Raw genomic sequence first — 26,575 nt, forward strand, 5'->3', positions numbered from 1 at the left:
CCGACCGCGCCCGATCCGTTGAGGAGCCCTCGATGACCGCCAGAAGAACTCCCTGCCTGTCGCCTTCCCCTCGTTGTCACCATTCCCGGAGTCTCTTGTGCCATCCGCGCGTTCACGCACGCCCTCGACCACCACCGGAACCGACGCCCTCCTCTATCTCCTGCTCGCCCTCGCCGGACTCGGCTTCGTCGGCGGTTCGCTGGCCTGGCTGTGCGGCAATCTCGCCGCTGTCATTACGAGTTCGGGCCGATGGTCCGTCTACCATCCCGCGACCGCGCTGTTCCATCCCGAGCAGCTCTGGCCTCACCTTCCCCGCCCGACGGTCGTCACCGCTTGTTACGTGCTGCCCGCCCTGGTGCTCCTACTCACCGCCGTCGTCGGCGCGAAGCTCTGGTTGCGGCTACGCGGTAACCCCAAAGGTCTTGCCGACCAGCGTGATCTCTCCGGGCTGCTGCCCAAAGAGATCAGCGCGAAGGCCAAGGACCTCCGGCCCAGCCTGAAAGACACGAACACCAAGCAGATCGCGCCCGACGACCGGGGCATCCTGCTCGGCACCCTGAATCCCGGCAACAAGGAGATACGTTCCTCCTGGGAGGACGTCCTCCTGGCGATCATGGCTCCCCGCTCAGGCAAGACCTCCGGACTCGCGATCCCCGCCATCCTCCGCGCCCCCGGCCCGGTCCTATTGACCTCGAACAAGGCCGCCCGCGACGCCTACACCGCCACCCTCGACGCCCGCGCCGAGGTCGGCACCGTGTGGACGCTGGACCCGCAACAGATCGCGCACGCCCCGCGCGAAGTGTGGTGGGACATCCTCGCCGACGCCCACGACCTGGCCGGCGCCCGCCGCCTGGCCGGTCACTTCGTCACCGCGAGCGTGGACGAGTCCTCCCAGGGCGACTTCTGGTCGACGGCCGCCGCCAACACGTTGACGGCGCTGTTCCTGGCCGCCGCCCGTGACCGTCGGCCCATCACCGACGTACTCGCCTGGCTCGCATCTCCGGCTGATCGCACGCCCATCGACATCCTGGTCGACGCCAGGCTCGACGCAGTCGCCGCGCAGCTGCAGGGCACCGTCGCCGGGGCGGTCGAGACCCGCGACGGCATCTTCGAAACGGCCCGCCAGTACGCCGCCTGTCTCCTCGACCCCGCCATCGCCGCCTGGGTCACCCCAGCCCCAGACCTGCCCGAGTTCAAGCCGGAGGCGTTCGCCACCAGCCGCGACACTCTGTTCCTGCTGTCCAAGGACGGCGGCGGCTCCGCCTCGGCGATCATCGCCGCAGCCGCCGACGCCGTGATGCGCGCCGCCGTCATCCAGGCCGAACGCGACGGCGGACGCCTCGACCCGCCCCTGCTGGCGATCCTCGACGAGGCCGCCAACGTCTGCAAGATCCAGGACCTGCCCGACCTGTACTCCCACCTCGGCTCCCGGGGCGTCATCCCCGTCACCATCCTGCAGTCCTATCGCCAGGGCGTACGGGTATGGGGCGAGGCCGGGATGGATGCCCTGTGGTCTGCGGCCACCGTCAAGCTCATCGGCTCGGGCATCGACGACGCCGACTTCGCGGACAAGCTCTCGCGCCTGGTGGGCGATCACGATGTGCAGACCGTCTCCGTCTCGCACAGCGAGTCGGGCAAGTCCAAGTCGGTTTCGATGCGGCAGGAGCGGATCCTTCCGGCCGACGCGATCCGGGCCCTGCCCAAGGGCACCGCACTGCTCCTGGCCACCGGCATCCGCCCAGCGCTGCTGAACCTCAAGCCCTGGTACAAGGAGCCGAACGCCGGTCCCCTCGGCGCCGCCTCAGCCCGCGCCACCAAGGCGATAACCGAACGCGCCCTGTCGAAGTCCCTGGGCCGTGACGACTTCGGGACCGTGGCATGAGCGTCTGGAACAAGCCCGCCGCCGAGCGTGTGGCCTCCCTGCGCGAGCAGTACGCCTCCGCCGACGAGCCGGTCGCCGATCTGTCGGACCTGGAGCTGCTCAACTCGGCGTACGAGTCGGTGCTGCGCGAGCAGATCGACACCCGCGACCGCTACATGGGCCTGCTCACGGAGCTGCGCAAGCACGACGACGCCGTTCGGAAGGCGGCAACCCGGGCCCTCACCGACCACGCCGAGCGCTACGCCCACCGCGCGGTGAACGAGTACATGCGCCCGTTCAACGCCGTCCTCTACCGCATCGAGAACCTTCCCGACCGGCCCGGACCGCGGCAGATGGAAGGACTGCGCCAGGCCGCCGACCGCGTCCAGTTCCAGCTGCGTAACGCCCCGAACCATCCCGCGGAACTCAACGATCCCGAAGGTGCCCGGCAGACGCTGCGTGCCATCCACCGCGTTGTCGGCGTCCTGGACGGCCGGGAGGGACTGAACGGCGACGACGTGCTCCGGCTGGTCAAGAACGCGCTCAACGACGAAGCCCCGACCGACCTGTTCGCGGTGGCCGACCGGGGCACCCCCAAACCGACTCCGCCGACACCGGACCCGCCGTTTGCCGGACCGGGCTGGGCCGACCTCGGGGGCTTCTGGGCCTACCAGCCCGACAGTTCGGGCGCCCATGTGAAGGCGTACCCGGTCGGCCAGGACTGGTACCTGGACCTGTGGTCGGACGGTGGACAGCTGCTCGCTTTCGGCACCGTTCCCGAGGCCGAGGTCGGCGCCCTCGCCCCGGCCCTCGTCGCCCACGCCGACGACTGGGCCCGCGACCGATCCGAGTACGCCTGGCGCCGCTTCGCCGACACCGCCCAAGCCGCCCGCACCACCGGCCCCGGGACACGCATCGAACTCGCGCCAGCACCCGGTCGGGCACAGGAGCCCAGCAACTCCCGGCTCCATGCGGCCACCGCGACCTCTCCCGCCCGGCCGCCCAGCGTCACCGCGGCCAGCCCTGCGCGGGCGTCAACCGGGGCACGCCCTGCGCCGGCCGCCGCGCCCCGCCGCCGGTAACCCTCCGCCGCCGCTTTCTCTCCCATCCCTCCCTGCTCCCTCCATCCCTCCCTGCGCTCAGAAGGACTTCCGCAATGCCTCCTTCCATCCCGGACACCGCTCAACGCCACAATCCTGCCAAGCGCTCAAGGGCCACCGCTTCCGAGCCCAACAGCGCCTCCAGGCCGAGCCGTTCCGGCACCACCGGCTCGCCGACGCTGAGGGTGCTCTCGCTCGGCGCCGGGGTCCAATCGAGCAGCCTGTTGATCCTGGCCGCCGAGGGCCGCCTGCCGAAGCTCGACTTCGCGGTCTTCGCCGACACGGGCTGGGAGCCGCGCGCCGTCTACGACCATCTCGACCGGATCGAGCGGGAGATCGCGCGCCCCGCCGGGATCCCGATACTTCGGGTGTCCTCCGGCAACATCAGGAACGACGCGCTCGACCCGAACCACCGGTTCGCCAGCATGCCCCTGCACATCCTCAACCCGGACGGCGGGGCCGGGATGTCACGTAGGCAGTGCACGGGGGAGTACAAGGTCAAGCCGATCAAGAAACAGATCCGCGCGCTGCTCGGCTACCCCTACCCCAAGTGGATACCCAAGGGCGTCTTCGTCGAGCAGTGAATCGGCATCAGTGTCGATGAGTTCCACCGGGCGAAGGACGCCGACGTCGCGTACATGCGCAACGTCTTCCCACTGCTCGATCTCGGCCTGACCAGGGCGGATTGCATGCGACTGCTGCGCGCCCGGGGTTTTGGATCAACGCCGAAGTCGAGTTGTCTGGGGTGCCCGTACCACGGCAACGCGCAGTGGCGAGCCCTGCGCGACGGCTCGCCGGAGGAGTGGCGGGACGTGGTGGAGTTCGACGCCGCGATCCGGGCGGGCAATGCCCGCGCGAACGCCGACGGCAAACGGCTCCTCGGCCAGGCGTTCCTGCACCGCTCTCGGGTGCCGCTGGACCAGGCCCCGATCGATCACGTCACCGCTCGCGAATGGGCCCAGCGCCAGGCCGGCCTCGACGAAGCGACAGCCGATGTGGAACTTGCGCTGGAGCAGGGCGCAGCGGAGGACTGCTCGCCCTGGTCCTGCCGCTCCGGCGCCCCGGTCGCCGACGACTTCGACGTCGCCGCATAGCGCACCGCCTCCTCCCTTGCTCTTCCGTCCTTTCTTCCTCAGGAGCGTCATGTCTCCGCGTACGCCAGCGTTTTCCTCCCTCCGCTCCACCGAGCGCCTCGCCGGCACCCCGGCCGTACGGCGCGGCGGTCACTGGTGGCTGGTCGCCCCCACCGGCTCCCTTCTCGCCAGCGACCCGGCCTTCACAGACGAACTCGACCGGCTCGCCACCGATTTGGCCGCAGCGGACCGGGCCGTCGCCGAGGTCCTCGCCGCACGCACTGTCCGGCACGAGGCTCGGCGATGAGGCCGCTGCTCCAAGCCGAGCAGGCGGTCCTCGGCGCCGTGCTGCTCGACCCCGCTCAGATTCCCCGCCTTTCGGAGTGGCTGCGGCCTGGTCACTTCTACCGTCCGCACCATGCGGCGCTGTACGCCGCTCTGCTCAAACTCCATTCCGACGGACGCCCCGGTGGCGCCCCACAGCCCACCGCGCCCGCCACCGAGGGCCGCAAGGCGGGCGCGTGGCCCACCGCTCCTTCGGCGGGCAGTGATGAGCGGCTGGCGTGGATGGATGCCGCCATCGCCGAGGTGAACAGCACCGGGGTGCGGGGCCTGACCGCGGTCTACCTGCACACGCTCATCGACGCCTGCCCGCGCCCGGCGCACGCCCCGGTCTACGGGCGGATGGTGCTTGAGGGCGCCATCCACCGCACTGTCGCCGCACACGCCACCCGTCTGCATCAGATGGCCCGCGCCGACGCCGTACGCGGCAGCGCCGAGGACACCTTGCACTACGCCCAGGTCCTCACCGACGTCCTGGAAGATCTCGCCCGGCGCTGGGGCACGGACGCCCGTCCCATGGCACCGGCCTCGCCGTTGCCCCAGCCTGCCGCTGCGCACCAGCCGCCGGTCTCCGAGGAACTGCTCGCCGACGAGGAGCACCTGCTGGGCGCGCTGACCGCGCACCCCGACGCACTCGGCGAACTGGTGGGCTGGCTGCGGCCGGAGGACTTCGCCTACCCGGGACACGGCCGGATCTACCGCTGTCTGGGCGCTCTGCACCACCGCGGCGAGCCGGTCGACGAGGTCACCGTCCTGTGGGAGGCCCAGCGGCGGGGCGCTTTCGCGGACGGCGCGCTCACCGCCGAGGACGTCCTGCGCCTGTGCGACTCCCGCTCTGGCGGTGGCAGCGCCGACTATTTCGGCGAGCAGGTCGTGCGGGCCGCCCTGGTCCGTACCGCCGCCAGCGCGGCCCGGCAGGTGCGTGCACTCGCCGATGACGAATCCCTCGCCCCCGGCCGTCTCATCGGCTTTGCCCTGCACGCGCTCAGTCCTCTGGAGGACATCCGCCGCCGCTGGAAAACCGCCACCGGCGCCCCCGAGCCGCAACCCGCACCGCAGCCGGCCGTCCGTGTTCCGCCGGCCCGTACGGATGCCGCCCGCGCCCGCAGCCGGCCGCACCCGCCTCCGTCACCGACTTCCCCGGCCAGCTCGTCCGCCGCCGTGGCTTCCCCCGCCCATCCATCCCGACGGAGCCCCTCATGACCCCGCCTGCCTTGACCGCCGCCGACTCCCGCACCCTGTACGCCCTGGCGGAGGAGTTCACCGCAGCCCGCCGCCGCCTCGACGCCGCCCGACGGACCGGCGACGGTCTGCCCGCGCTCACGGCCGCTTCCCATCAACTCCAGTCCCTCGGCCGCCTCGTCGGGAGCCTCACCGACGAGGTGCTGTTCCGAATCGCCGAGCCCGGCCGCCGCACCCCGCAGGAACGGCGTGCCGTCGGCGTCATAGCCCGGACCGCGGCACCGGCGGCACGCGCGCTGGAGCAGTTCGCCGAGGCGTACGAGCAGCTGGGCCTGCTCTACGAGTACGCCGGCCACCTGGCCAACCCCGACCTGGCCGACATGCGGAACTCCGCCGTCAACGTGATCCACGACCGGCTCGACCAGGCGCGGGCCGCGCTCCAGGACGCCTCACACGCCTTGCACTTGGAAGCCGACCGCGCCGGTGCCGTCCTGCCCCGTACAGTCGCCGCCCGCAGCCGTACCACGGTTCCCAACTCCAGCGCCTCCACCGACAGCACACCGACACGACCAGACCCAGCCGCTCCGGCTACCGGTCACGTGCCCCGGCACGGACGTTGATGTGCCCCAGCCGTAGCGAGCCGCTGATCGGGAGCCTTTGCTCCGGCTACGGCGGCCTGGACCTCGGCGTCCAGGCCGCGCTCGGCGGCACTCTCGCCTGGCACGCCGAGTTCAACCCGGATGCGGCCCGGATCCTCGCCCGGCACTGGCCCGGTGTGCCGAACCTCGGCGACATCACAGCCGTCGACTGGGCCCAAGTGCCCAGGGTGTGCGTGCTGACGGCGGGCTTCCCGTGCCAGGACGTGTCCGTCGCCGGCCGCCGCGCCGGGCTCGCCGAAGGCACCCGCTCCGGCCTGTGGCACCACATCGCCCGTGCCATATCCGTCCTCGACCCCTGTCTGGTGGTGATCGAAAACGTCCGCGGACTCCTCTCCTCCTCCGCCGGTCCCCCTGGCGACCTGGAACCCTGCCCGTGGTGTCTGGGAGACGCCCCAGGTCAGCCTGTTGTGCGGGCACTCGGTGCCGTACTCGGATCCTTGGCCGACCTCGGGTTCGATGCACGCTGGCGCGTGCTGCGTGCCTCCGACGTCGGCGCACCTCACCGCCGCGAACGGGTGTTCCTCGTCGCCTGGCCCGCGCGGCGATCGCCTGCTGCTGAAGACCCCGACGAGCAATCTCGGCTCCAACGGGGGCTCCCAGCACCCGGCCAAGAGGAAGCAGGGCGGGCACGGCCCGAACCTGGCCGACGAGGTGGAGCATCTGCTCCTGCCGACTCCGAAGGCGTCGGACGGGATCAAGGGCTCGCCGAACCAGCGGCACGGCAACGGCGATCTCACTCTCCCCTCGGCAACAGCCTCCTTGCTGGCGGCGCGGAGGGCCTACGGCACCAGCGCGTCCGGCCGGAATCTCCGTCGTCCGTCGTCGGCGGAGGTGCTGCCGCTGTGGAGCGATCCGGAGACCCAGCGGCGGTCATCCGGTGGGGACCGTACGCCGCCGCCATCGCCCGCTGGGAGAGCCTCACCCGCCCGGCGCCTCGTCCCACCGACGATGCGGGCCGCCTGAACCCGGCGTTCGTGGAGTGGATGCAAGGACTCCCTGACGGATGGGTGACCGCCACCCCCGGCCTGAGCCGCCCCGCCCAGCTCACAGCACTCGGTAACGGCGTCGTCCTTCAACAAGCAGCCCGCGCCTTGGAGTTGCTCGCACCGCCGTTTCCAGCCTGCCCTCGCTGCCGCACGCGGTGACCCGCTCTATCGCACATTCCCGGCCGCGCCAAATCCGACTTCCTGCGGATTCTTGGGCCCTCGGCAGCCACACCACGCCCGAACGGAGCCGCATGCCACCCCGCAGACCTCCTGCCCTCCCTCGCCACGGGGCCGGCCCTCCCTCGGCCCCTCCCGCCGCCCTCCCCTCCACATCCAACCCCCGACCGAAGGGACGCCCTCCATGAGCGACCCCGCAGCCGCCAGCGCCGACGAGCCCATACGCGTATCCGACCACGACCTCGATGACCTCGCCGCGACCCTCGAACGGCTGGTCAGCAAAACCGAAGCCCAAGGCCGGATGCTGGAGCGGCTCAAGGGCGAGGACTCCGACACCCACCCCACCCCCGATGACGCGGAAGACCACGGTCCCGAGCAGGAAGACAACGAGCCCCGGAGCCAGCCGGACTCGGTGCAGGAAGCAGCCGGGGACTCGGGACCCGCTTCGGTATTCATCCTGGCGCTGGACAACAAGGCGTACGGCGTTGAACTCGACGCCCTGACCGGCTGGGTCAACCATCTCCTGCTGCCCGTCTACGGGCGGGAGATCACCACCAGCCGCCCCTGGTGCCACCAGTGGCACGAACACCCCGAAGCCGTCACCCGGCTCCACGCGCTGTGGCTGGCCTGGCAGCAGTTCACCGACGTCGAGGCCGGACTCGCCGGCCCCTCGATCTGGCACCGCGACCACCTCGACCCCACCTGGTTGCAGTTGCGCGCTCCGGACGGGCCGTTCGCCGCCTGCACCACCAGCCCCAACCGGCCCCACCACCGGCTCCTGCCCACCCCCGCCCCCGAACCGACCGAGCTGGAACTGGCGGCCTGAGCATGCCCGATACCCCCAACTGCCGCCTCGACGGGCTCTCCCCCGCTGACGAATCCGCGGCCGAAGCCGAAGGCGACATCGCGCTGTGGGACGACCTCTTCAGCACTCTGGCCGAGCACCACACCCCCGACGGGCAGCACAGCTTCTTCGTCATCCATGGCGGCTCGGCTACCTGGGGCATCCCCGGGGCACCCCAGCTCATCGCCCTGCACGTCACCCGTGACCTCACCGCCCGTACCTTCCGGATCGAGCAGGCCAACCAGCCGACCGTGCCGTTCGCCCAACTGTGGCTGACGGGCCGCGGCTGCCCGCCGGACACCCTCCAGTTGCCCGACGACCAGCGCATCGAGCCCGCCGACGCCCTTACAACCCGCATCGAGCGCCAGATCCGCCACTCCGGCACCCGGTACGAAACCAAAGACCACTACACCCATGACTCCGTCCCGTACGAGACGTGGGTCATGGTCCGCGACAGCGACCCCAGCGCTGCCAATCTGCCGGTGAGGATCTTCCTGGAAGAGACGAACCTCGACGCCCTCACCTACACCCTGCGCGAAGGCGCCTTCCGCGACGGCACCAGCGCCAACCAGTGGCTCTTCGACCGCGACACCCCGCTGCCCGAGCCACCCGAGCACCTCGTCTCGGCCGACCGGCGCACCCGGGCCGCGCTTGCCCGCTCCACCGCCGACCGTCCGGCAACAGCCGCTTCCCTGCCCGCGACTCCCGCTGGTCCCTCGCCGTCGTCCGGTACTCCGTCGCACCGCCGAGGGGGCCGACCGTGAGCCGGGCCAGGTTCGGATTCGCCGCGCACCCCGAAGCCCTCGCCGACCTGCGCGAACTGCCGGACCACATCCGCGACCTGGCGCTGCTGGAACTCCAGCACCTCGTCCACGGCAACGAACGCGGCGCACCTCTGGTCGGCCGCCTCGCCGGCTGCCACAAGGTCTACGTCGACCCCAAGGCCGAATGGCGCCTGGTGATCCAGTTCCGCGACGCCCCTGCGGGCAGCCGCCACAACCGGGAGATCTACCTCATCGCGGCCGGGGAGCGCGAGGCCGGAGCGGTCTACCGGGCCGCCACCGAGCGCCTGAACCGAACCGCTCAGGCCACGCCGGAAGCCGCTCCGCTCCAGCTTCAGGCCCAGGCCGCACGCGCCCGCTCCCCTCATCTCCGCAGCGTGCCCAGCACCACCGCTTCGTCGTCCCCAATCGACGCTCCCCACCCGCGCACTGCCGCCGAGTCCCCCGTCGTACGAAAGGCCCATGCATGACCGCCACCCGCGATGACCTGGCCGATCTGCTGACCGAGGCCGCGCAGCAGGTAGGTTCTGTGCTCACCGCGCAGAGCCCGGCCGTCGGCACGTCCGGCCGCCCGTACCTGGCTCCGTTCCTCGGCCCGCTGGCCGCAGCCTCTCCCGTCCTGCACTCCCTGTCCGAGCAGCTCGACGCCTACTTCAGCGACCCGCTGCCCAAGACTCCGGCCGGGCTGTTCACCCTCGCCTGCCTGGCCGCCGCCAACGGCCAGCTCAACGAAGCGACGGCGGAGTTCACCACCGCCATCGAGGCGGTGTGCGACCGCGCCGGAATCGGCCCCGATCCCAGCGGACAGCACCCCGCGACCAGGAACACGGACACGGGCAGTGCCGTGGACACGGAGATCGCGTTCACCACAGACGAGTGGGACGCCATCCAGAAGGCCGCCCGCATCGGCGGCCTGGACGCGAGCGAGTTCGTCGCGGTGTCCGCGTTGGCGGTCGCCGCCGCGCTGCTGTTCACGGACCTGTGCCGCGAGATCTACGAAGGGCTGCTCACCGATGCCGAATACGTCCGCACCGGCCCTGACACCGACGCTGCGCTCGGGACCGATGCCGAGAGTCTGCCCACGATCGTCCAGCATCTGCTCGATGTCCCTGGCGCTGCCGCATGACCAGCCACCCCACCAGCGCCGAAGTCAACCTAGGCACCCGCATGCTTATCGATGCACTCGACATCGACAATCCGGTTGCTCTGATCGACCGGCACCCGGAAGACACCATCCCGGGCGTCCTCGCTCCCCTGGTGGCCCATGCCGCCCTGCTGGTCGACCAGCTGAACCAGCGGCTGGTAGAAGCCGCGGCGACCGCCATCGAAGATCTGCGCCACCTCGCGGACGGCCAGGACCGTGACGCCACCGTCGGCAACGGGCTCCTCAACGCCACCGGCCAGGCGATCGATGTCCTCGCCGCGAGGCGCCGGCAGGAAATCGGGCATCTTGAACGGCTTCTCAACGTCTACCGACGCCACTTGGACGGTTCCGACGGACATACCCGCGCGCCCAAGCCTGCCGCCGCACTGACATCCCAGCAGTCCGCACGCCCCGCCTCCGGACCGATCCGCGTGTCGCCCGCCCAGGTCAAGGCGTTGGAGGCGGTCGCCCGAGGCGGCGTCATGCTCCGTGAAAGCAGCCTGGCTCGCGGGAAGTTCGTCACCGCTCCGAACGGTTTCCGGATCTCCCGCGCCACCGTAGATGCCCTGCTCAGCAAGAAGCTGGCGGACCGGGACGCCGGCACATCCCTGTACCAGGGGCAGCAGCTGAGCCTGACCGCTCAGGGCGAAACGGTCCTGGCCGAATGGCACCGCCGGGCCTCCCCGCGTGCCGAGGCCGCCGGCGCCCGTACCACCGCGCCGGCCATCCCCACCGCTTCCCCCACTGCAAACCCGGCAGCCCAGCCTGCCGTCGCGCCCGCGCATCGCCTCTCCCGCTGATCACCCGATCCCTGTCCCGCCCGAAAGGCCCCGTTCAATGACGGACCCCACCACCCTGGACTCTTCACGCCGCCTCATCGAGCGGCAGTACGGACGGCCGATCCAGCAGCTGACGTACGACACCATCCCCCGGCCTGGCCGGGACCACGACCCCGTACTCTCCGCCGCCCTGAACCTCTACGGCGGACTGCGGGAAACGTCGGCCCGGCTCACCGAAGCCCGGCAGAGGGTGCGCCAGCTGCTCGACGAAGGCCACGACGACACCGTCGACGGCACCACCCGCCTGCTCAACCTCGCCCAGGACATCCACGCCCTCACCACCCGGCACGTCAACGAGGCCCGGGCCCTCGGTGACCTCCTCGGCGCCAAGCAGCCCCCGCCGCCGCTGTCCTGCGCAGCGTCGACCGGCCTCTGTGCGGCTGACGACCTCGACGAACTGCTGCCGCTCGCCCGGCGGATCGCCGCCGGCTCCCCGCACCTGACGCGCGCCAAGCTCGGCCCCGCTCTTCGCGCCCACGGCATCCGCGTCAGCAACCAGCGCCTCGGGGCGCTCCTGAACCGCCTGCGCGCCGAGACCTTCCTCGGCGCCGCTGCCTAGTCCCCCGCCCTGATCACGGAGTCACGACATGACGTTCTGGCCGACCGACGCCGACCCCGGCCACCTGGAGCAGACCCTCGCCCGTCTCTCCCCGCGCTGGACCACCTGGACGTTGCTCACTCTCCAGCGCCACGAGCATCTGCGCCTGCCCGAGCTGGGACGCGCTCTCCCATGGATATCGGGCACGGCACTGAGTCAGCAGATGCCCCGCCTGCAGCATCACGGCCTCGTCGACCGGACCGGGCGCGGCCAGTACCAGGTCACCATCGCAGCCCGGCAGTTGGCACCGGTCTACGAAGCCCTCAGCGCCTGGGAGAGCACCCGCTTCCCCACCGGCCAGCCGACCGCCGAGGCCGAGCGGATCGAGACCGCCCTCGCCCGGCTCCGCCCGCGGGACACCACCACCGTGCTCCACCTCCTGGCCCAGCACCCGAGGACGTCGTTTACCGAACTGCAGCAGCGCATCGGGCGCCCCGGATCGGCCTACGCCCGACTTCAGCGGATGCAGTCCGACGCACTCCTGACCCGCACGGGCCACGGCCGGTACGAGCTGACCGAGACCGGTGCAGCCCTCGGACCCGTCTACGAGGCACTGAACACCTGGTCTCCCAGCGGCACCACCGCCCCGGCTTCGGTACCCGTCGCCGCCCCGGTCGCTCAGGCGACGGTCAGCGCCCGCGCCACAGCAGCGCTACGTCGTACGACGACAGCCGTCCAGGGGCTGTTCTCCCACGCTCCGGCACCCGAATCGGCCGTACCCGCCGCATGGACCGCCGCCTCTCGTCCCCTGCACACCCGGTGAACCGCTCCATGCCGCCGCACAGAGTTCCGCCGGCACCGCCCACCCACGGCCATCGCGCACCTGCCAGGGCAGGGGCGCCTCCCCGCTCACCTCCGAAAGACGCCCATGACCTCCGCGCCTCACCATCCGCCCGCCCAGGACAGTGACCTCCTCGTCGGGCCTGTCTACCTCGCCGGCCCCGGCAACCCTGCCCTGATCACCGAACCACTACGCGCGGCGCCCGAATGGGCCGAGAGCCAAACCCCCTACGGCCGGGTGTTCTCCAGCACCTGCCTGCGCGTCCAGATCGCCGAGTTGCCCTCGTCCCGCTACGGCGGCTGGAAGATCTCCTGGTCCCGCGAACCCCTCGCCATCCCAGCCTGGACCGCGACCTTCACCCGCAACACCCCCGCCGAGATCGTCTCCGCGTTCACCACCACCCTCATGCGCGGAGTGGACAACGACCACAAGGACTTCCTCCCCGGCGGCCCCCACTACACCCCCATCGCCCCCGGCGATGTCCTCATCGCCCGCGGCTGGGAGGACGAGGCCAACGCCCTCTTCCAGTACCAGCACTCCCCCGACCGACACGCCTACCTCAGCCTCCGCCTGTACGACACCGACTTCCACGACGAGTTGGAAGGCGGCGTCTCCGCCGAACGCACCATGTACGCCTGCGTCGATGCCGCCAACGGGCCCCGCTGGCACGCGGACTTCACCTCCGCCACCCCACTGCACTTGATCATCGCCGCCGCCGACGCCCTCTCCAGCCCGGCACCGGTCCCCCGCAACCGGCGCGACCTGCCCGAGCGCAACCTCCCGTACCTCACCACCCGGACCGCCACGCCCCCACGCGTCACAGCCGCACGTGCCCGGACGACCACTCGGCCCCTGGCCACCGGCCCATCCGCGGCACCAGCCACAGCGCCAGTGGCACACCCGGGTGTCGCCAATCCCCGGCGATCTCGCCGCTGAACTCACCAGCCCTCGCACCTCACGGAGCACCCCATGCTGACCCCCGAGGACGACGCCTACTGGCGGAGGTACCACGTCACGCCCCGGTACCTCGCCGGATCGCTCGGCGCCGACGACGATCCCAGTCTGCAACCGTTCGTCGATCTGGACTGGCCGCGCCACCCCATCGACGACGACCTGGGCAAGGACGTCTTCGTCTCTCCTGACGGGCGTCTGCGGATCGGGTTCTTCGGCGACGACTACATCCTGTGGAACATCGCTGCCTACGAAGACCCCTTCGGCCCGCGCCGCTGGGCCGCGACCTTCAACCAGAACACACCGCCGGAGATCGTCGCTGCCTTCACCACTGCCCTGGCCCGCGACTACGAGGACGGCAACAACCGCTTCCTGGCACGCCCCCCAATGCGCTGGCACGAGCAGACCCGGCCCCTCACCGAGGCAGGCTGGACCCGCGGTTGGGGCGCCGAGACCGGCACCGTGGAGATCATCGCCCCGGACAAGCAGGCCGGCATTCTCATCGACATCCGCTGCCAGGATCCCGAGGACGAGCAATGCCTGCTGTGGTCCGGCCCTCCGGGCTGGGGAACCCGCGCGGAGGCCACCTTCACCACCCGCGCCCCCGCCCACCTCGTCGCCGCCACCGCCGCCGCCATGGCCGACCCCGCGCCCCTCGTCCGCTACGAGCGCAGCATCCCCCGAGGGCTCCGCGACCTCGTCCAACTCACCCCGGTCGAACCACCGCCTCCCGCGAAACCCACCCCGCTCGATGTCCGCCGCACCGCCGTCACGCAGGCCGTCGAACGCGCCTTCCGTAGTTCCTCTACCAGCCCCCGTGCCGTGGCCGCCCGCGCCCGGACCACGCTGCCGAGCCCAGCGCATTCAGCCGACTCTCCAGCGCCGCAAGCTCCGCAGCCAAGCATCCACGCCAACTCCGCTCGGCTTGGCCCGCGTCGGTAGCTCACCCCTCCCTGGCACCGCCTAATCCAAGTCGCCCAGCTACGTGGGCCCCGCCAGCAACACTCCGGAATCGGCCGTCACATCACGTGCAGCCGCCATGGCGCCCCGATTGGAACCGTCCGCATCCCGTCTCGGCCGAGACCAGCCGAACCGCTCCACTCGCGAGCCGCTGACGCCGTTCGTCCTTGTTCTTCCACCCTCGCCTCGCCCTGGAGCCCTCCCATGCCCCGCCCCACCACCACGTCCAGCCTGCCCTCGGGCTGGCTGACTCGCTGCTACCTGCTTCGGGCCGCCGACGGCGTGGCCGGCACCACCGTCATGTACGCCGTGCCTCTGATCATCCTCACCACCACCGGCTCGGTTGCCCTGACGGGTTTGGCGTTCCTGCTGGAATGGCTGCCCCGGTTGCTGACCATGGTCGGCGCCGGACCGATCGTCGACCGGCACCGCCCGGAGTGGGTATTCGCGTACGTCTGCGCGCTGCGTACCCTGGCGGCCGTGGCCACCGGCATCGCCCTGCTCCTGGGGGACGGCAGCGCTGCGAGTCCGGTCGTGATGGGGTTCGGCGTGTTGTCCGGCATGCTGACCGAGGTCTCGTTCCTCACCATGGAGTCGCTCGGCGCGCAAGCCAGCCGACACGCCACCGACCGCGCACACCGGGTTCAGACGGTGCTGGTCGGCATCGACCAGTCCGCTCTGCTGGCCGGACCTCTCCTCGGCGGTGTGCTGTTGCTCGCCGGCCCCACGGTCTTGCTCACCGTGCTCGCCGCGCTGTCCCTGCTCGCCGCCGTCGGCGCCCGTGGCCTGCCGCCCACTCTGCGGGCGGCAGGCAGCATGCCGAAGCGGTCGTCCGCACCGTGGGCCGGACTGGCTACTGGCTGCCGAGTGATCGCTGCCCGGCCCGCTCTGGCCTGGCTGGTGGCATCCATGACCACCTGCGGCCTGATCTCCGGCGTCCTCCAGGTCAGCGCTCCGATTACGCTCACCACCGGCTTCGAGGTCTCCACAGCGACTGCGGGCACCGTGTGGAGCGTCGCCACCGTCCCGTCGCTGCTCGCGATCGCCGCGGCCCGCAAGGCCATCGACCGGTGCGGCCTGTGGGCCACCGGCCTTACCGGGGCCGCTTCGCTGTCGGTCGCGGCGCTCACCGCCGCCCTGGCCCCTTCCGTGCTGCTCTATGGCGTCGCGCTGGCGGTACTGCTGTGTGGCGAGGGTGTGCTGAGCGTGGTGTTGCGCACCGCCCGCGCCCGGCTCATCCCGCCTGCGGTGTTCGCCTCCACCCTGGCCGTCACCCTGCTGGCGATCCTCGCCCCGTTCCCGCTCGCCGGAGCCATCGTCGCGGTCCTGCCGCCGGACCGGATCCCGACGTTGGTACTGACCTGCGTACTGCTGCAGATCACGGTGACCGCCCTCGGATTCCGCGGACTGTGGCACCACCGCTCCGCCTACGCAGATGCCAACACCTCTCCGAGCCCTACCCAGTCCGCGGAGACGCCGCTCCGCGACGCAGCCTGAACGGCCCCAGCGCAGCCGCCGTCCTGGCACGCTGGGGCGCCAAGGGAACTCCCTAGTCGTTCAGCCCTTCTTGGTCCATGAAGGCAGGATGTTTTTCGTCGGCGCTCTTGGCAAGGTGAAGCGGAGCGGGGAGGTTGGTGCGCCCGTCCCACATGGCGGCCTGCTCCGAGATCCGGGCGGCGAGACCGGCAAGCTGTTCTTCGCGCCAACTGCCAGGATGGGCGACGACGTATTCGCTACGGGTCATGCCGTGGAACGGTGCGCTCATCTGGGCGAGTTGCCCGGTGGGGAGAGTACGGCGGGTGTGTTGGGTTCCGGTGCGCTGACCGCCTGCGTGTTGACGGGACTGTCCTGCGAACAGCCACGAGTTGCCGCCGCCGTGACTGGAGAGGTAGAGGATCTTTTCGGGCATGACGGGCTGCTCGGGGTTCTTCGGGAGTTTTCCTCCCCCACCGGTGCGCCGTGACGGCTGGGGGGTTCCCTGCCCGTTGCCGACACGGACGACAGAGAGGTCCCACCCTTGCGCGATGAGCCGCTGTCCCGGGATACGCGGGTCACTCAGTCTCTCGTTGGACAGGCCGGGCCAGATGCCCTTGCGTTGTTCGGTGAAGACGATGATGGGGTAACGCTGGGTAAGAGCGGCCAGAGCGCGGTCTACGTAGTCGCAGACGGCGGCTGGGCCTTGTTGTTCCTTGCGTAGGTGGTGCCCCTTCTTGCCGATGGGGCCGGCGTGGTGGAGCGCGCGTGCCCTGGCGAGGCGGAGCCAGCCTTGGTCGCCGTACATGAGGGTGGGCCAGTACTTGTCCTCACCGACCCTGTCCTCACCGAGCGGGATGCGCATGGCGACGAGAGTGACGGCCAGGACAGCGGCGCGTTTGGGGCGGCCGTTGACTTGCTCGAAGCGGTGGAGGCGGGTCCACAACCCGACGGCGACAGCTTCACGGTCGAGAGCTGTGTCCTTGGCGTTGCGGTGGAACGCGGCAGCGGCGAGGCGGTTGTCGATGATGCCGGAATCCGACTGAAGGCTGCCGAGGGCGATCTGGACGGCGTTGTCGTCCTTGTAGTCGACTGCTGGTTCGGGGAGTCCGGCTTTACGGGCTTTGGACCTTTCGACGCGGTCTCGCATGTTCAGCCGGTAGGGGTCTCCGGGATCGGAGTCCATGGTGATGAACTGGGAGGGGATGCCGCGTTCGGCGAACAAGACCTTGAGGGCGTGTTTGGCGTCTGTGACCTTGTTTTCCTTCTCCTGGTCAGTGAGGTAGCGGGTGTTACACAGAGCCGTGACCAAGTCACGTTCTGTGGAGCGCTTGAACCAGGGCAGGCTGTTGAGGATGAGGCCCCGGTCCTGGTCGCCGTGGCAAATGAGTTCGGGCAGATGCATCGCGACCAGCTCGAATCCTGGCGCAACCTGAAGCGGAACTTCGTCGTCCAGTTCGGCCAAGGCCGGGAGGGCATAGTCGCGGGCGAGCTGCCCGAGTACTCGCTTCTTCCATTCGGGCGATTCGTACAGGACGACGGTGCGCAATGCTCCGATGTCGGCGTTTTCCAGGGCAGGAGCGATTTTGTCGGCCGGGACGTAGGGCAGGAAGTCGGTGGTGGGCTTACTGATTCTGATATTGGTGGCGTCGTACGTGACGGGGGGCTGTTCGAATACCCGGGTGGCGTGATCCTCTAGCTTGGCCAGGAACATCGCGCCGACGCCTTTGTCGATCGGGTGTCTGCCCGTGCGGTGCACGCCTCGCACGTCGCTCAGCGCATCGAGGTCGGTGGGCGGCTCTGGCAGGCGGCCGACACCGCATGCCTCGACAATCTGGGCCGTAGCCCCGACGTACTCGACCGCCTTCGCCTGCATGAAGCCGTCCGGTCCTTTTTCCCATCGGGTCCTGATCGGCGCTTTGAGGACCACACCCGGGTTGACGGAATGCCGTACGAGGACGTTACGGATGCCCTTCCAGTGGTTGGCGACGCGCGAGATGCGCGCCGACAGGTGAGCGACGAGGACGCGCCCGCCTGGTGCCGGTTCCACTTCGATATGGATGCGCTCCATCGCGTAACCGACGATCCGCTTCCGTTTGCCGCTCTCCTCGTCCACCCATGTCTTCTCATGCGTCAGCGGCGACTCCCAGGCAAGGAGGTCGCCTTCGCTGTCGAGGAGGAAGGGCAGCGGTCCGGGCAGTTGGTCATCGATGTGCATGGGCTGGGCGGCGAGCAGGTTCGCGAGTTTCCAGCCCGCTACTCGAAATGCCCAGTAAGGACCGATGATGCGTCCCTGGTCGCGTTGCAGAACTTCACTCAGCGCATACGGGCCACCGTCTTGTGGCTCCAGCATCGGGGCGAGTGTGTCTCGCCGTTCGTGCCCGGGGATACGGGCCTCCCACTCGCGCACCAGGTTGCCGAGCACAAGAGGGTCAAGCGGGCCGGGGGTGATGAGGAGGGTGCGCCTGGCCCAGGGGCCGGTGAACGACGGGCGGTTGGGGTCGGTGAAGACCAGGCGTTCCCCGGTGACTGCACGGGCGGCTGTCTGCAGGGAGGCGATCGGCTGCATGGCGTCTTTGCCCTGAGGCTTGGGCAGTCGATTCCAGGCAGATGGAAACTGCTCAGGCAGTGGATAGACGTGCACCTCGCCCAGCAGGCGCTCGTCCATGGGGAAGGACAGGGTGAAGAGGCTCTGGCCGCTGTCGACGTTCACCACTCAGGGAACTCCTGTTCTTCCATATGGATGGATGCGTGGTCTGCCAGGCCGAGGAGGGCGCCGGCCATGGTCGTGCGGTAAATCTCATCGATCAGGGGCATCTCACCGCGCTCGTGCCACTCGGTGCGTAGCTGGCCGAGGAGGGCGGGAAGGGTTGAGTGGGAGGCGGTGTCGGTGAACGCTGCGTCCAGCAGACGCAGCAGACCGGGGTCCCCACCGCGGCGCGTACGGCCGCCGAGCTGGATGAGGCGTGTCAGGATCTCTGCGACGACAGCGAGCTTGACGTCCGTCCCGAGGGTCTTGAAGTACCCCTGGCCGCTTCGGATGTCATCGAAGGTCTGACCTGCCTGGATACGCAGGCGCTCCAGTTCTGCAGCCGGGGTGGCCCCTGCTTGGTGCTGACGGTAGGCGATGGAGTTTACGAGGGAAAGCAGCACCGGCGGGTCTTCCATCACCGGGACCGGCCGGTTGACCAGGCATGCCACATGGAGCAGTGACCGGCCGACCTTGTCCACGATATTCAGGCCTCGCTCCACTCGGGCCATGGGGGCGATGAGGTAGCGGCACTGGCCGTGGCCCACCGCGTGAGGGAACTGCTCGAGACGGTCGCTGGGGATGGGCACCCAGCCGGGTGGGTTCCGCTCGTAGTACGCCATGTCCTGGGACCGGACAGCCACGCAGATCTCGGACGGCTTGACGCCTGCCGCGATCATCCCCCGGGCGATGGCCGGCCCGGCGCCGTACGCCGTGGGAGCGAGGAGGGCGTAGGCGCGGTGAGCGGTGGTCGGATCGGCAGCGACCGCAGCAAGCTGCGGCGGCAGATCCCGCCCGATGCTGCGCCCCATGGCTTCGTAGGAGCGTTCCCGGTTCTCGCCGTCGGTTCCCGAGACAACGACGTTGACCCCGTTGTCCTGACCTGGTTGCAGCTCGACGGTGAGGCTTCCGTTGGTGTCGTCCGGCACGTACCAGGTCGGCCTTTGCAGGATGTGGTGCCGTGGGGCGTAGGGCATGAACGCCGTGGCCGACATACCAATCACAGCTCGGCGGGTGCCGGCATGGGCAAGCGCGGTCACGTCTCCCAGATAAGCAATGTGGGAGTGGGGATCGCCGACATAGGACTTGAGATGGAGGGCGGTCTGGCGTCGGTCGGAGGGGTCGAAGGACTCGGAGAAGGCGAACAGCGGACGTCCGAGCGGGCCGTAGGGCGCGGCCCGCCAGGGGACGTGTGAAGCGAGGGCATCGGCGAGGTCGTTCGTGGCGGAGATGCCGGCACCTTGGAGTGGAGCAGCGACACCGACGATGCGGTGGAGGATGCTACGCATTTCCTCCAGGTAGGCGCGTCGGGCGGAGAACAAGGCCAGAGGATGAAGCCGCTTTTCGTCTGTCTCACCAGTGATGCGGGAAAACGCATCCTCGATGAGCTTCAGCGTGGCGTGGTTCAGTTTGTCGAGTCCGCCCGACAGGTCGGTGATGGACGAAAGCAGCGTGCGCAGCTCGGCCAGGCCCTCCACCGTGTCCGCGAACTCCAGAGGGCCTTCTCGCTTGTAGAGCTGGTTGACGGCCTGCATTTGCTCTGGGCTGGGGCGCTCACCGGTGGGGAGACCGAAAAGCCGGGCGGCGATCATGCCGTCCCACCGCCGGGGCACGACCATGCTGCGCCGTTCGCGGTCGGGGTGAATGACGCCTCCCACGAGGTGGGACACGTACGACTCGGCCAGCCACATCAGATGCGTGATGAGGGGACGCAGATACTGCTCGACGCTCATGTCGAGGCGGTGGCAGTGCTGTCTGAACTGCGCGTCGAGATCGCGTACGGGCGTTTGAGAAGAACCGTCCCGGGCGAGGAGTACCTGTCGGGCCGCGCGATCGAATGCCAGGGCCTGCAGGGCATCGACTTCGTCGATGATCACCAGATGGCTGCGGTGCAGCAAGAGCTGTTCGGTGGTCATGTTGCGCCCCGGTGCCGGGCGGCCCCGGAGGGGCACGTGGATGTGCCCGGTAAGGAAGTTCGCGTGGTTGGTCACCAGAATGTTCGCCGAGGCGGCGGCACGGTGGTGCCGGAACTTCCCGCAGCTTCCGCGCCACGGGCAGGAGTACACCTTGCGCCCGGCCGAGCCGTTCGGCTTGAGCTGGTCACACGGCTCCTGGCCTGGAGACCACGAGTCCACCGCAGCCGACGACACGGTGGCGTGGCCGGTCAGCGGGCAGCTGTACGACATCTCCCGGTACACCCAGGAACGAAAAGCGGGCTCGTCCTGCGGGTTGCTGGCCGCTTGTTCGGCCAATTCCTGCATGGATGCCGGGGAGATGATCGGTGTGACCTGCGCCTGGACTCCCAGGTCGTCCAGGTCCTGCCGCAGACGGTGAACAGCGGCCAGTACCTGCGCGTTCTGCGGTACGACCAGAGACATCACCAGGCCGGCCTGCGCGCACCAAAGAGCAACCAGCTCGCTGAGCACGTTCTTCCCCATGCCTGTAGGAGCATGAAAGACGCGCAGGGGGCCGGATACGACATCCAGTACCTCTCCCAGGCTCGCTCCGTCCCGGCCTCGGGCATGCTCCCTGATGTCTGCGACCGCCTTGCACCGGTAGGTCTGACCGCGCAGCGTGTCGAGCCGATTCGCGATGCGTTCCAGCTCGGCGAAGGGGATGGTCACCTCATCCATCACCGGTGCGGTGGCGAGAGTCTGCACCCTGCTCGCAGCTGCAGGCCCCTGGTAGTCGAGGTTGTAGAACACGTCCACGACACGGCCAGAAGGGCTCAGGGGGTCGCGGATGCGGAGGTCGGAGATGTACGAGCCGGGCCGCGCTGGCTCAGGGAACGAGATCCCCTTCGCGGCGTTGCTCTCCAGCTCATCGAGCAGGGCGTCGATCCGTGCTTCCAGAGCCGTGCTGGAAAGTATCAGCACGTGATGCTCCCCGTCCGCCTGGGCAAACTCCGTTGCCCCACCACTCTTGAGGAGCGCTGCCGCTTCGTCGAGGAACACCGTGCGGGAGGCGAGAAACGCAGGGCGTTGCCGCAGCATGCGAGTGATCCGCACCCGGTCTTCGTCCGCCAGATCCGGCCACGCGTCCCACAGATGCAGCTGCCCTGTGGCGAGGTAATGGGCATCGTTGAGGTCAACGACACGCCTCCAGGCTGCCTGGTCCTCCCGAGCACGGTTGGGGAAGGCCCGTGCGGCGAGCAGTACCGCTGCCCGGACTGTGAGCGGGACACTGACCGAGTGCTTGCCGCTGTTTACGGGCGTCATGCGGGCTCCCCCTTGAGACGCTTGGTGACAGCAGCTTTGAAGCGGCTGACGGTGAACACCGTGTACCGGTGGCCATCAGGCGTACGGAGCGGATCGAGGCCGGCTTGGAGCGCGTTGACTTGGCTGCTTCGGTAGTTGGGGACAACGACGATTTCCCCGGTCGGCGGCCGGTCGATGATCGTCTGCGGGTCCTTGTGGTCCTTGATGTCCACCCGGCAGCTCCAGCCGTTCTCCAGGTAGACGCCGATATCCCACTCGTCCATGTTCTCCCAGCGCTCCACCCGCACCCCGGACTGTTTCTCCAGCCACAGCATCAGCGCCACTTCGACCAGTCCCGGGCACGTGATGTAGCGCCAGACCGCCCAGTTCACGCACAGGACACCCTCCGCTCGTTCGGCGGCCGTCTTCAACCGGACGCTTGTGCCGGTGATGCGCGGAGGCTTTCCGCCACGGCTGCTGTCCGGAAGAAGCCCGAATCGGCCCTGGTGCGGCGGATACTCACATCGCAGCTGCCCGCCGCGCAGCACCATGGGATAGGCGCACTGCGGACACGGCCACCACCAAGAGGCATCGCGGCCTTGGAAGATGCGGTCCTGGGGGATGACCTCGTAGACGTCCATGCGCGCGGCGCGGCGGCGGGAGTACTCCTCGATCAGGGCCTGCTCCGTACCGCACGGCACCTCAGTGAGCATCGTCCGCGCAGCTTCGTAGTCCGCCTGACTACCGGAGCGAATTTGCCGGAAGGTGGACCGTTCCGTCTGCTCCGCGGTTTGCCGAACCCATGCCGGCAGCCACGTTCCGCCGTGGTCGAAGCGCCCATCGTCTCGGTAGAGAGCTTCCAGATAGCTCATCCCGGCTTCGAACGCCTGCTCAGTCAGCTCGTTGTCATCCTCGAGGACGATGAGGTTCCCCATGTCCTCGGGCAGTTGATCCCAGCCCAGTGGTACCCAATCCCGCAGAGGGTGCGGAAGACGGTCGATCATGTCGGACGGCGTCGCAGGACCCGTCCCGATCGGCAGGTGCGCCAGGATGACGCCGTGCATGCGGGACATCTCCCGCCAAGCGCGTTCTTCTTCGTTTCTGTGGATCCACGCCGCCCCGGCCCGCAGTGCGGCCGTGATGACTCTTCGCGCTGTTGCGTGTTCGCCAGAAGGCATGACTCGTTACCCCCTCCATGCCCCACCAGTGGTATTCGGGGCTACTCCAGACGGGTTAGCGCTCTGCACCATACACAGGGGGACTGACAAGCGATGCCGAGTTCGGTCAACTCGCATGCTCCGACGCCTAGCGTCCATGCCCAGCAATGGAGCAGCGGGACTTCACTGTGAGCCGCGGGCCGGGCGCTCGGCCGTGACCGGTCCGTCGGTCTGGTCCCCCGGCTCAGGTGCCACCAGTTCGCCCACGGCAGACGCGAACCACGCGCAACCCTCTTGAGACCACGGCGCGGTCCAAGGGAACGTACGACGGCTCGGAAAAGCCCCAGGTCAACGAAGGGATTCACGCCGTGCTCCACACACCGACCGCGCCCGCGCCCGCGCCCACCAACCTCACCCCTGCCGAATGGCCGCTCTACCGCGTCGCCCCGCGCTACCTCGCCGGCCCCGGCGAGGACAGCGCGGGCACCGTCATCCAGACCCTGACCGACGCCGGTTGGACCGACGCGACATGGATGGACAACACGCGCGTGTTCGATCCGAGCCAGCGCCTGGCCCTGGAATTCCTCCCCGAGGCCCAGCCCGTACCGCGCCTCGAAGGCCAGCGCGTGCTCTGGCGGCTGTGGGCCCGCCGCGACGCCCTCAGCCCTCTGGCCTGGACCGCACTGTTCACCGACGAAACACCCGAGGAGGTCCTCCTGCCGGTGATCGGCGCACTGGCCGCCGCCCCGGACACGGCCCTGGAGCAGTCGCTGCGATGCCCCACTCGGACCGAGGCCGATGACGCGGCGGTCGTCGCCCCTCTCGCCGCTGCCGGATGGTCTCCTGAACCGATCGAGCAGCCCCGTACCTATCACGCGCCGCGACTTCAGGCCCGCTTCACCCACCAAGTACCTGGCTGCGACGGTCACTTGGGCCACGCGCCCGCCCGCTGGCTGGCCACCGCTCGTCTTGACTACGACGCCCCGGCGCAGTGGGCGGCTTCCTTCGACGACACCACACCGACCGGCATCCTCATCGCCTTCACCACCGCGCTCGCCGACCCGAACCCGGTCGACCGCTACGAACTGCCCCGAGGCGCCGAGGCGTATCTCACCCTCACCCCCGCCTGATCCACACCGCGTCATCGGTCGGCCCGGACGTCTCCGGGCCGACCGCTCCTCCCCCTATGCCCTCTCCACAACGGAGGACGCTTTCTTGGCCCATCACCGCGCCCCCCTGATAGCCCATCGCAAGGACGGGTCAGAGTGCCCGCCGTCCCACAAGCACACGACGTCCGGCAAGCCCCTCCACCCCGATTGCCCAGGCCGCCACCACTTCGAGTCGGTCTGCACGTGCGGTACCTGGAAACTCTCCGGGGGCGTCAAGACCTACATCAACGAAGAGCGCAAACGACACCTCACCACCCACCGCGCCGCCGTGCCCGCCGAGGGCCCGGCCGTACTGCGCGGGCCCCTGCGCCTCGACGCCAGCTGAGCCTCACGCCGTTCTCTCCCGCCCGCCCGTTTCCCGTAGGAGGTCTTCCATGTCCCGGCTGCCGACCGTCGGCCAGCTCATCCACCAGCTCCAGACTCTCGACCCCGACCGCCCGGCACTCCTCGCGATCAACCCCGACTGGCCATTCGCCCACGTCATCGGCCGAATCGTCGAAGGCGAGGGCGACAATGGCCCGGCCGTGTACATCGCCGAGGACGGACAGCACGGCTACCTCCCGCGATCCGTCGGCGACGCCTTGGGGTGGCATGAGGAGAACTGGGACACCGGCCTCCATCCCGCCGCCGGTGGTGACGACCAGGAGCCGTGGTACCTCGACGGGCAGGACGCCGCGTACGTCGTGACCGAGTTCTTCCACCACCGCCCGGGCTGGACCGCGTACGACACTGATGTCGAGGGTGTGTACACCGCCCCCGGTAACCATCTGACGGTCCGCTGCGCGGACAACGGCTGGTCCTTCGAAGCCCGCCGCACCCCCGGCGGCAAGGAGGTCTGGCACGCCGACTTCGACGCCGCCGTCCCACCCACCGCCATCAAGGCGTTCGCCACGGCGCTCCTCGGCCCGGAACCGACCCTCTGATCTCACCCGTCGTGGTGCTGCCCCGTGCGGACTCCTCAGCCCGCGCGGGGCAGCGCCCTACCCGTGATCGTCCGCTGCTGGAGGAACCATGCCCCCGTACACCCCTGCCTGCCCGTCCCTCGTCGCCCTCCAGGCCCTGACCACCGACCCGATGCCCGACGCCATACGCGGAGCCCTCGTCCACAAGGTATCCGCCACCACCGCCGGGACCTTCCAGATCAGCTGGTTGGCAGCCGATCACCCCGATCCCCTACCGCCCGGCCGGATCCTGCTGAGCTGGGGCCCCGCCACCGAGGGCACCGTGGACGTCACGGCCCACCTCGGCCTGCCCGGCGCCGAGGTTCTACTGGCTACTTGGCCCGGCCTGATCGGCGACTGGAGCGACACCGTCCGCCCCACCGTCGTCGAGGTCATGGGCTTGCACTCCGCCCTCACGCTGGCCGCCGCCGTCCTGGAACTGCTCTCCGACTGAAACCAGTGCTGGTCTCTTTCGACCGGGTGTACCAGCGGCCATGAGTCGACCGACGTCGCTGCAGCCGGCTCGGCGGCTCGTGCGCCGCATCGCCCCTTATTCCTCTCCGGTCAGCTTCGGTTGCAGTTCGTGGGGCCACTCATCAGCAGTCAGTCGGATCACGAACAGGCCCCGTCCGTTGAGATCTTGCGGCCAAGATGGAGTCATGTCTGACGCATGGATCACCGCGGCATTCGGCGTGTTCGGAACTCTGGCGGGCGGTGGGCTCACCGCCTTTGTCAGCGTCCGCCAGGCCCGGCACCAGCAGGAGGCCCAGGATCGCACGCAGGTCCGGGCCCTGGGCAGTGAACATCATCAGCGGCGGCTGGAGCGTCGGCGGGATGCGTATGTGACTTACCTCGTCGCGGCCAACGAAGCCCGCCGCGCTTTCGTCACGCTCAGGGGCGTTTTGCAGGCTGAACGCTTCGACGAAGCCCTGCTGCGGGCGGCGATAGACGCCTTCCCGCAAGCTGTCCAGAGCCTGCGTCCTTCCAGCATGACGGTCATGCTGGAAGGACCGGCCAGCGTGGCCGACGCGGCCAGAAGCTTCACCCAGGTCTTCGTGCAGATCTGGGAATACGTGGAGCCTTCCTTGATCAACGCGGACACTTCCGCCCGTGAAGAGTTCCTCCATCGGGCCGCGGAGACCCTCACGGCGCTGACCAAGGCCGAGCGGGCCTTCATCGCCGAGGCGCAATCCGTACTGGACGACGACGGGACTGCGCCAAGGCCGGACGTGTGAACACCTTCAAACGGGCCTGGTCGCCTCGCCCCAGCGAAAACCGCGGGCGGACGCCAATAGCACGCGGGATCATGGGGCATGCGTCCGGATGACTGGCACCTCACCGAAGACCTCGATGGCTTTCTCGCCCGAGCCGGAGACTTCCTGCACTCGCGCCCCGCCCTGCACACCGTCCCGCTGACGGTGACCGAGGCGCTGCGTACGCGCGGGGCGGACGCGTACGGCGCCGAGGTCCCCTTCTTCGGTTGGCTGGAGCGGGCGGGCGAGGTCCGCGCGACCTTCTTCCGCACCCCGCCCCGGCGCCTGAACCTCACCCCGCTCACCCTCGAGGAGGCCGACGCCCTCGCCGCCCGTCTGGCCGGCCTCGGGCACGCT

The 26,575-nt window shown here is 69.5% G+C and carries 26 protein-coding genes and 1 pseudogene; 24 read left to right on the forward strand and 3 right to left on the reverse strand.

The window, feature by feature from the left end:
- Positions 1-97 precede the first annotated feature (97 nt).
- From ACFF45_RS20120 to ACFF45_RS20205, 18 genes are all read left to right on the forward strand, one after another.
- A complete protein-coding gene (locus ACFF45_RS20120; RefSeq protein ID WP_381347788.1) occupies positions 98-1,882 on the forward strand; it encodes a type IV secretory system conjugative DNA transfer family protein in 1,785 nt (594 codons plus the stop codon).
- Entirely contained in the window at positions 1,879-2,943 is a 1,065-nt protein-coding gene (locus ACFF45_RS20125; protein WP_381347789.1) for a hypothetical protein, read from the forward strand. The genes ACFF45_RS20120 and ACFF45_RS20125 overlap by 4 nt, the downstream gene beginning before the upstream one ends.
- A 74-nt stretch (positions 2,944-3,017) precedes the next feature.
- Positions 3,018-3,545 carry an adenine nucleotide alpha hydrolase family protein gene (locus tag ACFF45_RS20130; protein WP_381347790.1) on the forward strand — a complete coding sequence of 176 codons (528 nt, stop codon included), beginning with the start codon at positions 3,018-3,020 and terminating at the stop codon, positions 3,543-3,545.
- A 54-nt stretch (positions 3,546-3,599) separates the two neighbouring features.
- Entirely contained in the window at positions 3,600-4,055 is a 456-nt protein-coding gene (locus ACFF45_RS20135) for a hypothetical protein (RefSeq protein WP_381347791.1), read from the forward strand.
- Positions 4,056-4,104: 49 nt separating this feature from the next.
- Entirely contained in the window at positions 4,105-4,341 is a 237-nt protein-coding gene (locus ACFF45_RS20140) for a hypothetical protein (RefSeq protein ID WP_381347792.1), read from the forward strand.
- Positions 4,338-5,579, forward strand: coding sequence for a DnaB-like helicase N-terminal domain-containing protein (locus tag ACFF45_RS20145; RefSeq protein WP_381347793.1), 1,242 nt, complete (start codon positions 4,338-4,340; stop codon positions 5,577-5,579). Before ACFF45_RS20140 ends, ACFF45_RS20145 begins: the two co-directional genes overlap by 4 nt.
- Complete coding sequence (locus ACFF45_RS20150) at positions 5,576-6,178, forward strand: hypothetical protein (RefSeq protein WP_381347794.1); 603 nt, start codon at positions 5,576-5,578, stop codon at positions 6,176-6,178. The genes ACFF45_RS20145 and ACFF45_RS20150 overlap by 4 nt, the downstream gene beginning before the upstream one ends.
- Entirely contained in the window at positions 6,178-7,362 is a 1,185-nt protein-coding gene (locus tag ACFF45_RS20155) for a DNA cytosine methyltransferase (protein ID WP_381347819.1), read from the forward strand. The genes ACFF45_RS20150 and ACFF45_RS20155 overlap by 1 nt, the downstream gene beginning before the upstream one ends.
- 202 nt (positions 7,363-7,564) lie before the next feature.
- On the forward strand, positions 7,565-8,206 hold the full coding sequence (locus ACFF45_RS20160; RefSeq protein ID WP_381347795.1) for a DUF4913 domain-containing protein: 642 nt from the start codon (positions 7,565-7,567) through the stop codon (positions 8,204-8,206).
- A 2-nt stretch (positions 8,207-8,208) separates the two neighbouring features.
- On the forward strand, positions 8,209-8,988 hold the full coding sequence (locus ACFF45_RS20165; protein WP_381347796.1) for a glycosyl hydrolase: 780 nt from the start codon (positions 8,209-8,211) through the stop codon (positions 8,986-8,988).
- On the forward strand, positions 8,985-9,476 hold the full coding sequence (locus tag ACFF45_RS20170; RefSeq protein ID WP_381347797.1) for a type II toxin-antitoxin system RelE family toxin: 492 nt from the start codon (positions 8,985-8,987) through the stop codon (positions 9,474-9,476). Before ACFF45_RS20165 ends, ACFF45_RS20170 begins: the two co-directional genes overlap by 4 nt.
- Entirely contained in the window at positions 9,473-10,132 is a 660-nt protein-coding gene (locus ACFF45_RS20175; protein ID WP_381347798.1) for a hypothetical protein, read from the forward strand. Before ACFF45_RS20170 ends, ACFF45_RS20175 begins: the two co-directional genes overlap by 4 nt.
- Positions 10,129-10,950: a hypothetical protein gene (locus tag ACFF45_RS20180; protein ID WP_381347799.1), complete on the forward strand. Its 822-nt coding sequence runs from the start codon at positions 10,129-10,131 to the stop codon at positions 10,948-10,950. Before ACFF45_RS20175 ends, ACFF45_RS20180 begins: the two co-directional genes overlap by 4 nt.
- Before the next feature lie 37 nt (positions 10,951-10,987).
- Positions 10,988-11,548 (forward strand): hypothetical protein, encoded by a 561-nt coding sequence (locus ACFF45_RS20185; protein ID WP_381347800.1) that lies wholly within the window; start codon positions 10,988-10,990, stop codon positions 11,546-11,548.
- 28 nt (positions 11,549-11,576) lie between these two features.
- Positions 11,577-12,350 carry a winged helix-turn-helix transcriptional regulator gene (locus ACFF45_RS20190; RefSeq protein WP_381347801.1) on the forward strand — a complete coding sequence of 258 codons (774 nt, stop codon included), beginning with the start codon at positions 11,577-11,579 and terminating at the stop codon, positions 12,348-12,350.
- A 105-nt stretch (positions 12,351-12,455) separates the two neighbouring features.
- Positions 12,456-13,304, forward strand: a complete 849-nt coding sequence (locus ACFF45_RS20195) for an SPDY domain-containing protein (RefSeq protein WP_381347802.1) — start codon at positions 12,456-12,458, stop codon at positions 13,302-13,304.
- Between the two features lie 33 nt (positions 13,305-13,337).
- Complete coding sequence (locus ACFF45_RS20200) at positions 13,338-14,261, forward strand: SPDY domain-containing protein (RefSeq protein WP_381347803.1); 924 nt, start codon at positions 13,338-13,340, stop codon at positions 14,259-14,261.
- Between the two features lie 222 nt (positions 14,262-14,483).
- A complete protein-coding gene (locus ACFF45_RS20205) occupies positions 14,484-15,776 on the forward strand; it encodes an MFS transporter (protein ID WP_381347804.1) in 1,293 nt (430 codons plus the stop codon).
- 52 nt (positions 15,777-15,828) lie between these two features.
- Here the strand turns inward: ACFF45_RS20205 and ACFF45_RS20210 are convergent, their stop codons facing one another.
- Genes ACFF45_RS20210 through ACFF45_RS20220 form a run of 3 tightly spaced genes read right to left on the reverse strand, consistent with a single transcriptional unit; the run spans position 15,829 to position 22,876 of the window.
- On the reverse strand, positions 15,829-18,465 hold the full coding sequence (locus ACFF45_RS20210; protein ID WP_381347805.1) for an RNaseH domain-containing protein: 2,637 nt from the start codon (positions 18,463-18,465) through the stop codon (positions 15,829-15,831).
- Complete coding sequence (locus ACFF45_RS20215; protein WP_381347806.1) at positions 18,462-21,719, reverse strand: hypothetical protein; 3,258 nt, start codon at positions 21,717-21,719, stop codon at positions 18,462-18,464. Before ACFF45_RS20215 ends, ACFF45_RS20210 begins: the two co-directional genes overlap by 4 nt.
- Positions 21,716-22,876, reverse strand: a complete 1,161-nt coding sequence (locus ACFF45_RS20220; RefSeq protein WP_381347807.1) for a pPIWI_RE_Y domain-containing protein — start codon at positions 22,874-22,876, stop codon at positions 21,716-21,718. Before ACFF45_RS20220 ends, ACFF45_RS20215 begins: the two co-directional genes overlap by 4 nt.
- 347 nt (positions 22,877-23,223) lie before the next feature.
- Between ACFF45_RS20220 and ACFF45_RS20225 the strand changes: the two genes are divergently transcribed.
- The 6 genes and pseudogenes from ACFF45_RS20225 to ACFF45_RS20250 form a co-directional block, all read left to right on the forward strand.
- Entirely contained in the window at positions 23,224-23,985 is a 762-nt protein-coding gene (locus tag ACFF45_RS20225) for an SPDY domain-containing protein (protein WP_381347808.1), read from the forward strand.
- 85 nt (positions 23,986-24,070) lie between these two features.
- The gene (locus tag ACFF45_RS20230; protein WP_381347809.1) at positions 24,071-24,349 is read left to right on the forward strand and encodes a hypothetical protein; all 279 of its coding nucleotides are present in this window, start codon (positions 24,071-24,073) and stop codon (positions 24,347-24,349) included.
- A 49-nt stretch (positions 24,350-24,398) separates the two neighbouring features.
- Positions 24,399-24,947, forward strand: a complete 549-nt coding sequence (locus ACFF45_RS20235; RefSeq protein WP_381347810.1) for a DUF317 domain-containing protein — start codon at positions 24,399-24,401, stop codon at positions 24,945-24,947.
- An 88-nt stretch (positions 24,948-25,035) separates the two neighbouring features.
- Entirely contained in the window at positions 25,036-25,419 is a 384-nt protein-coding gene (locus ACFF45_RS20240) for a hypothetical protein (RefSeq protein WP_381347811.1), read from the forward strand.
- A 205-nt stretch (positions 25,420-25,624) separates the two neighbouring features.
- Complete coding sequence (locus ACFF45_RS20245) at positions 25,625-26,200, forward strand: hypothetical protein (RefSeq protein WP_381347812.1); 576 nt, start codon at positions 25,625-25,627, stop codon at positions 26,198-26,200.
- Between the two features lie 78 nt (positions 26,201-26,278).
- Positions 26,279-26,575: pseudogene (locus ACFF45_RS20250) on the forward strand (GNAT family N-acetyltransferase); the annotation flags it as partial.

Origin of the sequence: Streptomyces cinereospinus (assembly GCF_042430725.1) — a bacterium.
GTDB lineage: Bacteria > Actinomycetota > Actinomycetes > Streptomycetales > Streptomycetaceae > Streptomyces > Streptomyces cinereospinus.

Excerpts from the sequence above, each read along its gene's own strand:
- ACFF45_RS20125 (WP_381347789.1), top strand. The coding sequence starts at position 1,879 with ATGAGCGTCTGGAACAAGCCCGCCGCCGAGCGTGTGGCCTCCCTGCGC.
- ACFF45_RS20130 (WP_381347790.1), top strand. The coding sequence starts at position 3,018 with ATGCCTCCTTCCATCCCGGACACCGCTCAACGCCACAATCCTGCCAAG.
- ACFF45_RS20135 (WP_381347791.1), top strand. The coding sequence starts at position 3,600 with ATGCGCAACGTCTTCCCACTGCTCGATCTCGGCCTGACCAGGGCGGAT.
- ACFF45_RS20140 (WP_381347792.1), top strand. The coding sequence starts at position 4,105 with ATGTCTCCGCGTACGCCAGCGTTTTCCTCCCTCCGCTCCACCGAGCGC.
- ACFF45_RS20145 (WP_381347793.1), top strand. The coding sequence starts at position 4,338 with ATGAGGCCGCTGCTCCAAGCCGAGCAGGCGGTCCTCGGCGCCGTGCTG.
- ACFF45_RS20150 (WP_381347794.1), top strand. The coding sequence starts at position 5,576 with ATGACCCCGCCTGCCTTGACCGCCGCCGACTCCCGCACCCTGTACGCC.
- ACFF45_RS20155 (WP_381347819.1), top strand. The coding sequence starts at position 6,178 with ATGTGCCCCAGCCGTAGCGAGCCGCTGATCGGGAGCCTTTGCTCCGGC.
- ACFF45_RS20160 (WP_381347795.1), top strand. The coding sequence starts at position 7,565 with ATGAGCGACCCCGCAGCCGCCAGCGCCGACGAGCCCATACGCGTATCC.
- ACFF45_RS20165 (WP_381347796.1), top strand. The coding sequence starts at position 8,209 with ATGCCCGATACCCCCAACTGCCGCCTCGACGGGCTCTCCCCCGCTGAC.
- ACFF45_RS20175 (WP_381347798.1), top strand. The coding sequence starts at position 9,473 with ATGACCGCCACCCGCGATGACCTGGCCGATCTGCTGACCGAGGCCGCG.
- ACFF45_RS20180 (WP_381347799.1), top strand. The coding sequence starts at position 10,129 with ATGACCAGCCACCCCACCAGCGCCGAAGTCAACCTAGGCACCCGCATG.
- ACFF45_RS20185 (WP_381347800.1), top strand. The coding sequence starts at position 10,988 with ATGACGGACCCCACCACCCTGGACTCTTCACGCCGCCTCATCGAGCGG.
- ACFF45_RS20190 (WP_381347801.1), top strand. The coding sequence starts at position 11,577 with ATGACGTTCTGGCCGACCGACGCCGACCCCGGCCACCTGGAGCAGACC.
- ACFF45_RS20195 (WP_381347802.1), top strand. The coding sequence starts at position 12,456 with ATGACCTCCGCGCCTCACCATCCGCCCGCCCAGGACAGTGACCTCCTC.
- ACFF45_RS20200 (WP_381347803.1), top strand. The coding sequence starts at position 13,338 with ATGCTGACCCCCGAGGACGACGCCTACTGGCGGAGGTACCACGTCACG.
- ACFF45_RS20205 (WP_381347804.1), top strand. The coding sequence starts at position 14,484 with ATGCCCCGCCCCACCACCACGTCCAGCCTGCCCTCGGGCTGGCTGACT.
- ACFF45_RS20215 (WP_381347806.1), bottom strand. The coding sequence starts at position 21,719 with ATGACGCCCGTAAACAGCGGCAAGCACTCGGTCAGTGTCCCGCTCACA.
- ACFF45_RS20220 (WP_381347807.1), bottom strand. The coding sequence starts at position 22,876 with ATGCCTTCTGGCGAACACGCAACAGCGCGAAGAGTCATCACGGCCGCA.
- ACFF45_RS20235 (WP_381347810.1), top strand. The coding sequence starts at position 24,399 with ATGTCCCGGCTGCCGACCGTCGGCCAGCTCATCCACCAGCTCCAGACT.
- ACFF45_RS20240 (WP_381347811.1), top strand. The coding sequence starts at position 25,036 with ATGCCCCCGTACACCCCTGCCTGCCCGTCCCTCGTCGCCCTCCAGGCC.
- ACFF45_RS20245 (WP_381347812.1), top strand. The coding sequence starts at position 25,625 with ATGTCTGACGCATGGATCACCGCGGCATTCGGCGTGTTCGGAACTCTG.